Origin of the sequence: Diaphorobacter sp. LI3 (assembly GCF_022807955.1) — a bacterium.
GTDB classification, from domain to species: Bacteria; Pseudomonadota; Gammaproteobacteria; order Burkholderiales; family Burkholderiaceae_C; genus Diaphorobacter; species Diaphorobacter nitroreducens.
Genome location: NZ_CP094346.1, coordinates 3,172,582 through 3,186,171 on the forward strand (window position 1 = coordinate 3,172,582; position 13,590 = coordinate 3,186,171).

The 13,590-nt window shown below is 67.5% G+C and carries 9 protein-coding genes and 1 pseudogene; 8 read left to right on the plus strand and 2 right to left on the minus strand.

From position 1 onward, the window contains the following. The 7 genes and pseudogenes from MRB47_RS14810 (at position 1) to MRB47_RS14840 (ending at position 7,500) form a co-directional block, all read left to right on the plus strand. A pseudogene (locus MRB47_RS14810) lies at positions 1-1,389 on the plus strand (multicopper oxidase family protein). A gap of 17 nt (positions 1,390-1,406) precedes the next feature. Next, on the plus strand, positions 1,407-1,889 hold the full coding sequence (locus MRB47_RS14815; RefSeq protein WP_252101074.1) for a plastocyanin/azurin family copper-binding protein: 483 nt from the start codon (positions 1,407-1,409) through the stop codon (positions 1,887-1,889). 67 nt (positions 1,890-1,956) lie between these two features. After that, positions 1,957-2,418, plus strand: a complete 462-nt coding sequence (locus tag MRB47_RS14820) for a DUF411 domain-containing protein (protein WP_172209192.1) — start codon at positions 1,957-1,959, stop codon at positions 2,416-2,418. A gap of 23 nt (positions 2,419-2,441) precedes the next feature. Next, a complete protein-coding gene (locus MRB47_RS14825; RefSeq protein WP_041836328.1) occupies positions 2,442-2,825 on the plus strand; it encodes a copper-binding protein in 384 nt (127 codons plus the stop codon). 55 nt (positions 2,826-2,880) lie between these two features. Then, positions 2,881-5,091, plus strand: coding sequence for a copper-transporting P-type ATPase (locus tag MRB47_RS14830; protein ID WP_411275700.1), 2,211 nt, complete (start codon positions 2,881-2,883; stop codon positions 5,089-5,091). Positions 5,092-5,146: 55 nt separating this feature from the next. After that, entirely contained in the window at positions 5,147-6,160 is a 1,014-nt protein-coding gene (locus MRB47_RS14835; protein WP_011805800.1) for a P1 family peptidase, read from the plus strand. A gap of 2 nt (positions 6,161-6,162) precedes the next feature. After that, positions 6,163-7,500 (plus strand): TAXI family TRAP transporter solute-binding subunit, encoded by a 1,338-nt coding sequence (locus tag MRB47_RS14840; RefSeq protein ID WP_047351132.1) that lies wholly within the window; start codon positions 6,163-6,165, stop codon positions 7,498-7,500. A 29-nt stretch (positions 7,501-7,529) separates the two neighbouring features. Here MRB47_RS14840 and MRB47_RS14845 read toward each other — a convergent pair whose 3' ends face one another. Both MRB47_RS14845 and ettA read right to left on the minus strand, forming a co-directional pair. Next, positions 7,530-9,758, minus strand: coding sequence for a DUF1631 family protein (locus tag MRB47_RS14845; RefSeq protein WP_252101076.1), 2,229 nt, complete (start codon positions 9,756-9,758; stop codon positions 7,530-7,532). Between the two features lie 57 nt (positions 9,759-9,815). Further along, the gene (ettA, locus tag MRB47_RS14850; protein WP_015912846.1) at positions 9,816-11,477 is read right to left on the minus strand and encodes an energy-dependent translational throttle protein EttA; all 1,662 of its coding nucleotides are present in this window, start codon (positions 11,475-11,477) and stop codon (positions 9,816-9,818) included. Between the two features lie 256 nt (positions 11,478-11,733). On the opposite strand from ettA, the gene MRB47_RS14855 reads away from it, so the two are divergent. Then, positions 11,734-13,467, plus strand: coding sequence for a DEAD/DEAH box helicase (locus tag MRB47_RS14855; protein ID WP_252101077.1), 1,734 nt, complete (start codon positions 11,734-11,736; stop codon positions 13,465-13,467). Positions 13,468-13,590 lie beyond the last annotated feature (123 nt).

Genomic DNA, 13,590 nt, shown 5'->3' on the forward strand with positions numbered 1-13,590 from the left:
ATGCAGCGCCGCCATTTCTTCTCCGGCGCCGCCACGGCCGTGGTCGCCGCCTCCGCCGCATCGGTGAGCCGCGTGGCCTTGGCCGCACTGCCCGAGGCACCCTCGCAATCCTCTGCCGACACGGCCGCGCCGCTGGCCCCGTCCAGCGGCCGGCCCTACCAGCCCGTGGTCACGCTCAACGGCTGGACGCTGCCGTGGCGCATGAACGCCGGCGTCAAGGAATTCCATCTGGTGGCCGAGCCGGTGGTGCGCGAAGTCGCGCCCGGCTTCATGGTCAACATGTGGGGCTACAACGGCCAGAGCCCGGGCCCGACCATCGAGGTGGTGGAAGGCGACCGCGTGCGCATCTTCGTCACCAACCGCCTGCCCGAGCACACCAGCGTGCACTGGCACGGCCAGCGCTTGCCGAGCGGCATGGACGGCGTGGCCGGGCTTACCCAGCCGCACATCCCCGCGGGCAAGACCTTTGTGTACGAGTTCACGGCGCGCCGCCCCGGCACCTTCATGTACCACCCGCATGCGGACGAAATGGTGCAGCTGGCCATGGGCATGATGGGCCTGTGGATCACGCACCCGAAGGCGCACCACCCCCTGATCGCTCAGGTGCAACGTGACTACGCCTTCCTGCTCAGCGCCTACGACGTGGAGCCGGGCAGCCTCACGCCCAAGGTCAACACCATGACCGACTTCAACATCTGAACCTTCAACAGCCGGGTGTTCCCCGCCATCGACCCGCTGGTGGCACGACAGGGCGACCGCGTGCGCATCCGCGTGGGCAACCTCACCATGACCAACCACCCCATCCACATCCATGGGCATGAGTTCGAGATCACGGGCACCGACGGCGGGCCGACCCCGAAGGCCGCGCGCTGGCCCGAGGTGACCACCGACGTGGCCGTGGGCCAGATGCGGCAGCTGGAGTTCATCGCCGACGAGCCCGGCGACTGGGCGCTGCATTGCCACAAGAGCCACCACACCATGGGCGCCATGGGCCACGGCGTGCCCACCATGATCGGCGTGGACCATCGCGGCCTGGTCGGGAAGATCCAGAAGATCATTCCCGACTACATGGTCATGGGCGAGCGCGGCATGGCCGACATGGGCGCGATGGAAATGCCGCTGCCCGACAACACCTATCCCATGATGACCGGCACCGGCCCCTTCGGCCCGCTGGAGATGGGCGGCATGTTCACGACCCTGAAGGTCCGCCAGGGCCTGGCCGCCCAGGACTGGCGCGACCCGGGCTGGTACCGGCACCCGGCGGGCACGGTGGCGCACGAATGGGCCGGTGCGCCCTTGGACGCCACAGCCCCGCGCCAGACCCCGCCCGGCCGGGTCCCCGGCGCCCCCAGCGTGCGCAAGCCGGGCGCCGACCACGAACACCATTGAAACCCTCGGAGAAACCCATGAAATCTATCAAATTCATAGCTGCTTGCGCTTTACTGGCGGGCGCTACAGCCAGTTTTAGCCATGAGAACATGCACAACAGCCACCCTGCCGTCGCCCCGCAGCAGCAGGAATGGGGGATTGCGGGCGAGGCCAAGAGCGCAAAGCGCACCATCACCTTGCACATGACGGACGACATGCGCTTTACCCCCTCGCACTTCACCGTCAAGCAAGGCGAGACCGTGCGCCTGCGCGTGGAGAACAAGGGCCAGGTCATGCATGAGGTGGTGCTGGGCACACAGGGCACGCTGGACCAGCATGCGGCCATGATGCGCCAGTACCCCGACATGGAGCACGCCGAACCCCACATGGCCCACGTGGCGCCGCGCGCCAAGGAAGACCTGGTCTGGCACTTCAACCGGCCCGGCCGCTTCGACTTCGCCTGCCTGATCCCCGGCCACTACGAAGCAGGCATGCGCGGCACCTTCACCGTCACGCCCTGAACAACACCACCACCCGCATCATCAGGAGTCCACCATGCGAATCACGCAACCCACCCGCCGCCAATGGATGACGGCCCTCGCCGCCGGCTTGGCCGGCGCTGCCCTGCCCGCCCTGGCCCGTGCCGCCGCCCCGCAGACTGCCGTGGAGGTCTGGAAAGACCCCAACTGTGGCTGCTGCAAGGATTGGGTGACCCACATGCAGGCCAACGGCTTCACGGTCACCGTGCACGAAACGGGCAACGCCGCCGTACGCGCCAAGCTCGGCCTGCCCACGCGCCTGGGCTCATGCCACACCGCGCTGGTGGGCGGCTACCTGCTCGAAGGCCATGTGCCCGCTGCCGACGTGCGCAAGCTGCTCAAGGACAAACCCAAGGCCCTGGGCCTCACCGTCCCGGGCATGCCGGTGGGCAGCCCCGGCATGGACGGGCCCGAGTACAACGGCCGCAAGGACCCGTACGACGTGCTGCTGGTCACCAAGAACCTGATGAACAGCGACGTCTCCACACGCGTATTCACCAGCTACCGTTGATGCACACCATGAAAGGCCACGCCATGCCATCGCACACCCTGCCTGCGCGCGCGCCGCGCATCGCCCTCGCACCCGTGGCCGCTCTGGCACTGCTGGGCCTGCCCGGCAGCTGGGCACATGCCCAGGGCTCGGACCACGACGCCCATCACACCGAGACGCCCGCCGCATCCGGCGACAGCACGCAGGATCTCAGCGAGGGCGAAGTCACGCGTTGGGATGCACGCAGCGGCAAGATCACGCTGCGCCACGGCGAGCTCAAGAACCTTGCCATGCCGCCCATGACCATGGTGTTCACGTTGCGCGACCCGGCACAGGCGGCCACCTTCAAGCCCGGCGACAAGGTGCGCTTTCGGGCCGAACGGGTGAAGGGCGTATTCGTCGTCACCCATATCGAACCATTGCGCTGACGCCCCACGGACCGGGCGGCAGTTGCCCGGCCCCTTGCCGCACCAAGGAGCCCTCATGCATTCCCACAGCACGCCGCCCGCAGCTACGCCACACGGGCAGCACCTACACCACAGCCCCCAAGTGCCCCGGCCATCGGCCGCTTCACCCGTCCCACCACCCGCCGACACGGTTTACACCTGCCCCATGCACCCGCAGGTGCGACAGAGCGGCCCCGGCCACTGCCCCAAGTGCGGCATGGCGCTGGAGCCGGTACTGCCCAGCCTGGACGCAGCCGATGACAACCCCGAACTGCGCGACTTCTCGCGCCGCTTCTGGTGGACGCTGCCGCTCACCGTGATCGTCACCACGCTCGCCATGGCCGGGCACCGGCTGGGTTGGGTCGGCATGGCCACGCAAAGCGGGGTGGAGCTGGTGCTGACGCTGCCCATCGTGCTGTGGGCCGGCGCACCGTTTTTCGTGCGCGGCTGGCAGTCCGTGGTGCAGCGCAGCCCTAACATGTGGACCCTGATCAGCCTGGGCACGGGCGCGGCCTTCGTCTACAGCGTGGTGGCCACCGTGGCGCCGGGCGTGTTCCCGGCCTCGTTCCAGTCCATGGGCCGCGTGGGCGTGTACTTCGAGGCGGCCGCGGTCATCATTTCGCTGACGTTGCTGGGCCAGATGCTGGAGCTCAAGGCGCGATCACAGACCTCGGCCGCCATCCAGTCGCTACTGGGCCTGGCGCCCAAGACTGCGCGCCGCATCGCCGCCGACGGCAGCGAGGAGGACGTGCCGCTAGCCCACGTGCATGAGGGCGACCTGCTGCGCGTGCGTCCCGGCGAGAAGGTGCCGGTGGACGGCGTGGTCGTCGAAGGCAGCAGCGCCGTGGACGAGTCCATGCTCACGGGCGAGCCGCTGCCAGTGAGCAAGCGCACGGGCGACAAGCTGATCGGCGCCACGCTCAACACCAGCGGGGCGCTGGTCATGCGCTCCGAACTCGTGGGTGCGGCCACGATGCTGTCGCAGATCGTGCAACTGGTGGCGCAGGCCCAGCGGTCGCGCGCGCCCATGCAGCGCATGGCCGACCGCGTTGCGGGCTGGTTCGTACTGGCCGTGGTCGGCGTGTCTGTGCTCACGCTGCTGGGCTGGGGACTGTTCGGGCCCGAGCCCAGGTGGGTCTACGGCCTGATCAACGCTGTGGCGGTTCTCATCATCGCCTGCCCTTGCGCGCTGGGCCTGGCTACGCCGATGTCCATCATGGTGGCCACGGGGCGCGGCGCCACGCAGGGCGTGCTGTTCCGCGATGCGGCCGCCATCGAGCATATGTGCCGCGTGGACACGTTGATCGTGGACAAGACCGGCACCCTGACCGAGGGCCGGCCACGCTTTGAGCGCACCGTGGCCGCGCCCGGCTGGCGCGAGGCAGAGGTGCTGCGCCTGGCCGCCAGCCTGGACCAGGGCAGCGAGCATCCGCTAGCGGCGGCCATCGTCGCTGCGGCACGCCAGCAGGGGCTGGCGCTGGACGCGGCCGAGCAGTTCGACTCGGCCTCGGGCATCGGCGTGCGCGGCCGGATCGCGGGCCGCACCTTGGCGCTGGGTAACACGGTGCTGATGCAGCAGTCCAACGTGAATACGGGACCGCTGGCGCAGACCGCCGAGGCATTGCGCGGCGAAGGCGCCAGTGTGATGTTCCTGGCCGTGGATGGGCAACTGGCGGGCCTGCTGGCTGTCTCCGACCCCATCAAGGCCAGCACGCCCGACGCGCTGGCCGCCCTGCATGCGGCCGGCCTGCGCATCATCATGGCCACCGGCGACGGGCTGACCACGGCAGGTGCCGTGGGACGGCGCCTGGGCATCGACGAGGTGCACGGCGAGGTATTGCCCACCGATAAGCTGGCCCTGGTCGAACGCCTGCAGGCCGAGGGACGCACTGTGGCCATGGCCGGCGACGGCATCAACGACGCGCCGGCACTGGCGCGCGCCGACGTGGGCATCGCCATGGGAACCGGGACGGACGTGGCCATGAACAGCGCCCAGCTCACCCTGGTTAAGGGCGACCTGCGCGGCATCGCCACGGCGCGCGCACTGTCGCAGGCCACGGTGGCCAACATGCGCCAAAACCTGGGATTTGCCTTCGTCTACAACGCGCTCGGCGTGCCGCTGGCCGCCGGCCTGCTCTACCCGTTCACGGGCTGGCTGCTGTCGCCGATGATCGCGGCGCTGGCCATGAGCCTGAGCTCGGCCTCGGTGATCACGAATGCCCTGCGGCTGCGCCGCGCACGGCTTTGAGAGCACCCCGCAAGACGCGGGGATAGGTGCCGGCGCGGCACCATAATCGGCGCCCATGCAAGCTTGCTCCCTGCACAGCGCCTGCGGCGCCATCACCGACGTTGCCGGCATCGAGGTCGGCCACTTCACCGACCCACGCCGCCCCACCGGTTGCAGCGTGGTGATTGCGCGCGAGGGTGCCGTGGCAGGCGTGGATGTGCGCGGCGCCGCCCCCGGCACGCGCGAGACCGACCTGCTGGCCCCGGGCAACCTGGTGGAGCAGGTGCACGCCATCATGCTGGCGGGTGGCAGCGCCTGGGGGCTGGAGGCCGCCACGGGGGCCGTGCGCTGGCTGGAGGAGCACGGCGTAGGGCTGGACGTGGGCGTGGGCCGCCTGCCACTGGTGCCAGCGGCCGTGCTGTTCGACCTGCACGTGGGCGACATGAAGGTGCGTCCCGATGCGGCGGCCGGCTATGCGGCCTGCGCCGCCGCCACATGCGAGCCGCCAGCCGAGGGCAACGTAGGCGCCGGCGCTGGCGCCGTGGTGGGCAAGATGTTCGGCCTGCAGCACGCCATGAAGGGCGGCGTGGGCACAGCCTCGGTCACCGTCGCGGGCGTCACGGTGGGTGCGCTCATTGCCTGCAACGCCGTGGGCGACGTGGTCGACCCGGACACCGGGCGCCCACTGGCGGGCGCCCGCGCTGCCGACGGGCTGACGCTGCGCGATACACGGCACGCGCTGCTGCGCGGCGAGCCCCCTCATCCCCTGCTGGCCGGCAGCAACACCACGATCGGCGTGATCGCCACCGACGCGCGGCTGACCAAGGTTCAGGCTCAGCGACTGGCCGTTGCCGGCCACGACGGCCTGGCCCGCAGCATCAACCCCGTGCACACCATGAGCGACGGAGATACGCTGTTCACGCTGGCGACGGGCCACGTGCCGCACCACCCCGGCATGATGGTGTTGGCCACGATGGCGGCCGAGGCGGTGGCCCGCGCCACCGTGCGCGCCGTGCTCGCCGCGCGCACCCTGCGCACGGCCGAGGGCCTGGCACTTCCGTGCCATGCCGATCTGGCTGCCGGGAGCTAACCATGGGACAGATGTCACGCCGCCTGCGCATGGCGCTGCTGTCGCTGCGCGACCTGTTGGTGTCTGCCGGGCCGCTGGCGCTACTGGGCGCGGGCCTGGTGCTACTGGCCTATTGGTGGCTCAACCCCACGCCGCCGCGCACGGTGACGCTGGCCACCGGCCCCGCGCAGAGCGCCTACGAGGCCTTCGGCCAGCGCTATCGTGACGCACTGGCGGCAAGCGGGATCAACGTGGTCTTGCTGCCCAGCGATGGTTCGTCATCCAACCTGCAGCTGCTGCGCGATGGCCACGCCGACCTCGCCTTCGTGCAAGGTGGCACGGGTGAGTTGCGTCCCGAGGACAGTGATGAGCTGGTCTCGCTGGGCAGCCTCTTTGTGGAGCCCATCTGGCTGTTCTACCGCGGCGATGTGGCGCGCCGCATCCACCGATCGGCCCGGCTGGAGGGGCTGCATCAGCTGCGCGGGCTGCGCGTGAACGTCGGCTCGCCCGGCAGCGGCGTACCAACGCTCATGGAGCGCCTGCTGGACGCCAACCACATTCCGCTGGATGCCCTGACGCTCACCCGTCTGGAGCAGACGCCCGCCACGGTGGCGTTCCTGGCGGGGCGGTTGGACGCCCTGGTGTTTGCCTCCGCCCCCGAGTCATTGATGGTGCAGATGCTGCTGCAAACGCCCGGCGTGCAGCTCATGCACTTCCCGCAGAACGAGGCCTACAGCCGCCGTTTTCCGTTCCTCACGCCGGTAGTGCTGCCACGCGGCGTGGTGGACCTGGCCGCCAACGTACCCCCGCGCGACGTACGGTTGGTGGCATCCACCACATCCCTGCTGGCGCGTGAAGGCACCCACCCCGCCCTGCTGCAATTATTTGCCCAGAGCGCGCAGGGCATCCATGGCAATGCGGGCTGGTTCAACCGTGCGCGCGAATTCCCCAGCACCCGGCACGCGGAACTGCCCATTGCCAAGGAGGGCGAGCGCGCCATCAACGAGCCGGCGCCGCTGATGCAGCGCTATCTGCCATTCTGGATCGCCAACCTCGTCGAGCGCATGTGGCTGGTACTGGGTATCTTGATTGCCATCATGCTGCCGCTATCGCGCGTGGTGCCGCCGCTGTACCAGTTCCGCGTGCGCTCGCGCGTGTTCCGCTGGTATGGGCATCTGCGCGACATCGAAGACGACATGGAACGAGGAGAGGCCACCCCCGACGCGCTGCGCGAACGGCTGGACCGCATGGAGGCGCAGGTGGAAAAAGTGAGCGTGCCACTGTCCTATGCCGACGAGCTCTACGCCCTGCGCAACCACATCCAACTGGTGCGCCGGCGCCTGCCACGCGCGGCAGGCTGAACGGCAGTCCCCGCGACCGGCGGAGCGCCCTAGCGCAGCTTGGCAGGCTTGGTGCGCACGGCGCGCAAAGCGCGGTCCACCACCGGCTGGTCGGAAATCAGGCGGAATGCCCCGTCAGAGGACAGTTTGTCGATCATGCGCCGCGTCATGGACTGCGTGCTCGCGTCGGCTCCGGTAAACAAAAACAGCGTGTTGTGCGGGCTGCACCAGGTGAGCTGGGTTCGTACCGCACGCTGGTTGGTGATGATTTCCACCCACTGGCCGATGCGCAATGCGGGCTGAGCCACTGCTCCGGCCATCGACGGGTCCGCCGCGGCGGCCGTATCGGAAGACAGCACATCGTCAGCGCGGGTTTCAGGGCTGACCTCTTCCGCCGGCGTGTCGCCGAAGACGCTCGCCGCTGCGTAGTTCAGCGCTTCACCCTGAAGCTGCGCCAAGCGCTGCGTCACTTCGGCAATACGCTCGATCGGGTGGTCAATGCTCTCCAGCCCACGCACCAACACCGGCACCATGTCGGCAATGGCCTGGCCCAGGCGCTCCGGGTCCGAGCGCAACTGCTCGGGCTGCGCGCAGCACAGCAGCAGCGGCACCAACGCCAAATAGCCTCCGGGATCTCCGCCGGTTTCTTGGGGCTGGCTGCTTTGCGCCTGCGCCACCACGTCCGCCCACGGGCCGGTCACGAAGGCCAGCAGGTCGGCCGGCACCTTGTCCGCATCGGGCAGGCGGCGGAAGTCGGCGGCAATCTTTTCGGCCAGCAATTCCCGCTGCTCCCGCTGGAGCAGTTCGCGCTGCTGCGCTTCATGGCGCTCAAGCTGTCGACGCTCCTGCGTGGTCCAGGCCTTTTCCAGCGCCTTGAGCACTTGGGCGAACGGTGCGGCATCCCGGATCTCGATGGAAGCCAGGTGGCCTACGGCTTCGTTCACCAGCCGCATGAAGCGGCTGAAGGCGGGCCCATCCTCGGCGTTGAATGCCAGGCTGCGCTGGGTCAACTCGTCCAGCAGGCGCCGGGCGGGGTGCTGCTCATCCGTGAAGAACCGCGTGTCGTGCTGCACCAACTCCTTCAGCGCGGGCTCCAGGCTTTGCACGGCACGCTGCATGGGGGGCAGCAGCCGCGAATCCTGCGCAATGTTGTCCATCATGCGGCTCACGACCTCATGCGCCGTCCGCGTGGGGGAGGCCGCCACCGGCGCATGTGCAGAGGTGCCGTTCCAGCCCGTCACCGGGACCGCAGCCCCTCCCGACAGACGGCCCACGATGCGTTCCAGCTGCGCAATGTCTTCCATTGCTTCCGCCGCGGCCGGCATGACGTACGCGTTGGCCGGAGTAGCTGCCGTATAGCCGCCGCGTGCATCGTAGGCGAAAGGATCCCCACCACCGGCCAGCATCTGGCGCAGGATACCCACCGTCAGCAGCGCTTCTTCGGCCTGCGGCGCCAAGGCCACGTTGCCCGAGGCGCCTCCCCAGCCTGCCCCGTAACCTTGGCCATAGGCGCTCGCGGCACCATATTCGCTGGCCGGCGCACCATAGGCCGAGGGCGGCGCGTAGCCCACGCCCATCTGGGAACTGTGGGCATATCCACCACCATGCCCGCTGCGCACACCCGGGGCTCCCGCCACCGCATAGCCCACGGGCTCGACGCCATGCTCGCGCAGGCTCTGGGCGGCGCGCTTATAGGCGCTTACCAGTTGCATGCCCAGCAGTTCGCGCATCTGGCTCATCCACAGCTGCCGCACTTCCCCGCTTACACCGGTATCGCTCACCACTTGCTGCAGCGCGCGGATGTAGTTCTCGGGGCGGAAAGGGTTGCTCTCGGGTTGCACGCTGTGCAGGCCCTGCGCCGAACTGACGAGCGTGTTGAGTTCCGCCAGCGTTGCCTCTGTCGCCAGAGCGGCGATCTGCTGCGCCCGCGACAGTTCCACCTGGACCAGCACGTCGGCATCGTCCATGAGGGCGAGCTCGCCGAGGTCCATTCCGCCGGGCTGCCCGGCCCTCGTCTTCGCGGCCGAGGGGCCTTCGGCAAAAATCTCCAACAAGGCCATGGGGTAGGCCTTGGGCAACGACGCCTCGTGCTGCTTGAGCAGGCGCAAGGCGTCGCTGATCTGGGTGCGCTTGTGAAGGTCGCGGGTGGAGGATTCCTGCGCCGTGAGCGCTTCGCGCGTACCAGTCACCAGCGCCTCCATCAGGGCCTCGCTGTCCCTGACGGCGTTGACAACGCAGGCGCGAAAAACCGTACGGGCGCGGGACGCGGAAAGGGACATGGTGGGGACGGACGAAGAATGGGCGGCGGTCCGCCCGATGCTACTACCTGTAAGTACTTATTTGAGTGCCTTGTAGCGCATACGCTTCGGTTTCGCACCCTCTTCACCCAATCGTTTTTTCTTATCAGCTTCGTATTCTTGGTAATTGCCGTCAAAGAATACCCATTGGCTGTCACCCTCGGCTGCCAGGATGTGCGTCGCGATACGGTCGAGGAACCAACGATCGTGGCTGATGACCAGCACGGTGCCAGCGTATTCCAGCAACGCGTCTTCCAGCGCACGCAGGGTTTCCACGTCCAGGTCGTTGGACGGTTCGTCCAGCAGCAGCACGTTGCCGCCCTGGATCAGCGTCTTGGCCAGGTGCAGGCGGCCGCGCTCGCCCCCGGACAGGTTGCCCACCTTCTTCTGCTGGTCCTGGCCGTTGAAGTTGAAGCGCCCGGCATAGGCGCGCGACGCCATTTGGAACTTGCCCACGTTGATGATGTCCAGCCCGCCGGAGATGTCCTCCCACACGGTCTTGTCATCGGCCAGTGCGTCGCGGTGCTGATCGACAAAGGCCATCTTCACGGTCTGACCGATTTCCACGGTACCGGAATCAGGTTGCTCCTTGCCCGCGATCAGCTTGAACAGGGTCGACTTGCCGGCACCGTTCGGGCCGATGATGCCGACGATGGCGCCGGCAGGGATGTTCATGCTCAGGTTGTCGATCAGCAGGCGGTCACCAAAGGCCTTGGAGACATTCTTGAATTCGATGACCTTAGAGCCCAGGCGATCCGCTACAGGAATGAAGATTTCCTGCGTTTCGTTGCGGCGCTGGTATTCGTAATCGCTCAGCTCTTCGAAGCGGGCAATACGCGCCTTGGACTTGGCCTGGCGGCCCTTGGCGTTCTGGCGCACCCACTCCAGTTCCTTCTTCAAAGCCTTGGCGCGAGCCTCCTCGCCTTTTTGCTCGGCTTCCAGACGGTTGCCCTTCTGGATCAGCCAGTCAGAATAATTGCCCTTGTAGGGGATGCCGTGGCCTCGGTCCAGTTCCAGAATCCACTCAGCGGCGTTGTCCAGGAAGTAGCGGTCGTGGGTGATCGCCACCACGGTACCGCTGAAGCGGTGCAGGAATTGCTCCAGCCAGTCCACGGATTCGGCGTCCAAGTGGTTGGTGGGTTCGTCCAGCAGCAGCATGTCGGGCTTGGACAGCAGCAGCTTGCACAGGGCCACGCGACGCTTTTCGCCACCCGATAGCTTGCCGATCACCGCATCCCACGCCGGCAGACGCAGCGCGTCGGCCGCAATTTCCAACTGGTGTTCGGAATCGGTGCCGGCCGCGGCGATGATGGCTTCCAATTCACCCTGCTCTTTAGCCAGCGCGTCAAAGTCGGCATTCTCTTCCGCGTAGGCAGCGTATACCTCTTCCAGGCGGGCTTTGGCGTTGTTCACCTCGGCCATGGCTTCTTCTACGGCCTGCCGCACGGTGTGCTCGGGATTGAGTTGGGGTTCCTGGGGCAGGTAGCCGATCGACAGCCCGGGCATGGGCAGTGCCTCGCCTTCGAATTCCTTGTCCACGCCCGCCATGATCTTGAGCAGAGAGGACTTGCCGGAGCCGTTCAGGCCCAGCACGCCGATCTTGGCGCCCGGAAAGAAGCTAAGGGAAATGTCCTTCAAGATCTGCCGCTTGGGCGGCACGGTCTTGGTAACGTGGTTCATCGAGAAAACGTATTGGGCCATGGATTTATTCAGGAAACGGGCAGAAGAAGGCGCCAAAATTTTTTGCGCACAAACGCGGATTATCGGCGCATGCGACAATAGACCCCGTCTTGGGCTCCAGTTGCCCACGGCATCAGCCTAGACAAGCTGGGGACGAAGGAAGAATTTTCCGGGCTCCCACCCTTGCAATCATCTGCCTAACAAACTGGCTCGGCGGCCCGTAAAGTCGCCTGCGACAGGCCGATACCCAGCGCCCCGGATGGGCGCATCCAATTACATGACATTTGAAGAACTGAAGCTGGCGCCGGCCATTTTGCGGGCCGTGCAAGAACAAGGCTACGACAACCCGACCCCTATCCAGGCCCAGGCCATCCCGGCCGTCCTCGCTGGACACGACCTCCTCGCCGGGGCACAGACCGGCACTGGCAAGACCGCCGCGTTCACGCTGCCCATGCTGCACCGCCTGGCCGAAGGCCAAGCCCCACGCAGCCAGTTTGGCGGCAAGGGGGTGCGCGCCCTGGTGCTCACGCCCACGCGGGAGCTGGCAGCGCAGGTCGAAGAATCCGTGCGCGGCTACGGCAAATACCTGGATCTGAACTCCACCGTGATCTTCGGCGGCGTCGGTATGAACCCGCAGATCGAACGCATCAAGCGCGGCGTGGACGTGCTGGTGGCCACCCCTGGCCGCCTGCTGGACCTGCAGCAGCAAGGCTTCATGGACCTGTCCACCGTCGAGATCCTGGTGCTGGACGAAGCCGACCGCATGCTCGACATGGGCTTCATCCACGACGTGAAGAAGGTGCTGGCGCTGCTGCCCCAGTCCAAGCAAAGCCTGCTGTTCTCGGCCACGTTCAGCGACGACATCCGTGAACTGGCCAACTCACTGCTCAAGAACCCGCAGAGCATCCAGGTCACCCCGCGCAACACCACGGTGCAACGCATCAGCCAGGTGATCCACCCCGTGGGGCGCGGCAAGAAAAAGCAGGTGCTGCTGCACATCATCCAGGAGCACGACTGGAGCCAGGTGCTGGTGTTCACGCGCACCAAGTTCGGCGCCAACAACGTGGCCGAGTACCTGACCAAGAACGGCGTTTCGGCCATGGCGCTGCATGGCAACAAGAGCCAGAGCGCCCGCACCCAGGCGCTGGAGGGCTTCAAGACGGGCCAGATCCGCGCCCTGGTGGCCACTGACATCGCGGCACGCGGCATCGACATCGATGACCTGCCGCACGTCGTCAACTACGAGATCCCCAACGTCCCCGAAGACTACGTGCACCGCATTGGCCGCACGGGCCGCGCCGGGCGCGAGGGCCATGCCGTAAGCCTCGTCTGCATGGACGAGGAAGGTTTCATGATGGAGATCGAGCGCTTCACCAAGCAGGAAATCCCCGTGCAGGTGATCGACGGCTTTGGCCCGGACGAGGGAGAGAAGGCCGAGCCCATCGCCATGGGCCGCCAGACCATCTGGGGCGGCGCGGGCAAGCCGCCCAGCCGCGAAGTCATGCAGGCGGCGGCCAAGGCGGCACGCCAGGAGATGATGGAGCGCATCCGCACCAACAAGGCGGCCACTGGCGGCCAGCGCGGTTCGCGCCAAGGCGGTGGCCAGGGCGAAGGCCAGCAGCGCGCCGGGGGTCAGAACGGCAGCGGGGGCCGCGGCGGCAACGCAGGCAATGCAGGCCGTACTGCCGGTCCACGTGATCAGCAACGTCCGCAGAACACGGCCGGTGGCCGCCGCCGCGGCGGTCCCGCGGGTGCAGGCAATGGCGGCGGTAATGGCGGAAATCGCCGTTTCGACGACAGCCAGCCTCGCAGCGAGAACGCCCACCTGGGCACGCAGCTCGGCAACATTGGCATCGGCCCACGCCATGGCAGCGGCCGTGCCAGCCAGCCGGACCCCATGCGCACCAGCGTGGACAGCATGGCGGACCGCGGGCGTCGGGGCGGCTTCGGCCGTGGCAACGGCGGCGGCGGTGGTGGCCGCGGCCCACGCGGCGGCGGCTTCGGCCGCTGAGACCTTCACGACAACAGAAAGCCCGGCACAGCCGGGCTTTTTTCCATGGCCCCTGGGCCAACCACCCCGCCGCACGCGCAGGACATCAAAGCTGCCGGGTAACATCCGCCCCAGCACCACTTC

Coding starts and splice junctions, on each gene's coding strand:
- MRB47_RS14835 (WP_011805800.1), top strand. CDS start 5,147: ATGCAAGCTTGCTCCCTGCACAGCGCCTGCGGCGCCATCACCGACGTT.
- MRB47_RS14855 (WP_252101077.1), top strand. CDS start 11,734: ATGACATTTGAAGAACTGAAGCTGGCGCCGGCCATTTTGCGGGCCGTG.
- MRB47_RS14815 (WP_252101074.1), top strand. CDS start 1,407: ATGAAATCTATCAAATTCATAGCTGCTTGCGCTTTACTGGCGGGCGCT.
- MRB47_RS14820 (WP_172209192.1), top strand. CDS start 1,957: ATGACGGCCCTCGCCGCCGGCTTGGCCGGCGCTGCCCTGCCCGCCCTG.
- MRB47_RS14825 (WP_041836328.1), top strand. CDS start 2,442: ATGCCATCGCACACCCTGCCTGCGCGCGCGCCGCGCATCGCCCTCGCA.
- ettA (WP_015912846.1), bottom strand. CDS start 11,477: ATGGCCCAATACGTTTTCTCGATGAACCACGTTACCAAGACCGTGCCG.
- MRB47_RS14845 (WP_252101076.1), bottom strand. CDS start 9,758: ATGTCCCTTTCCGCGTCCCGCGCCCGTACGGTTTTTCGCGCCTGCGTT.
- MRB47_RS14830 (WP_411275700.1), top strand. CDS start 2,881: ATGCATTCCCACAGCACGCCGCCCGCAGCTACGCCACACGGGCAGCAC.
- MRB47_RS14840 (WP_047351132.1), top strand. CDS start 6,163: ATGGGACAGATGTCACGCCGCCTGCGCATGGCGCTGCTGTCGCTGCGC.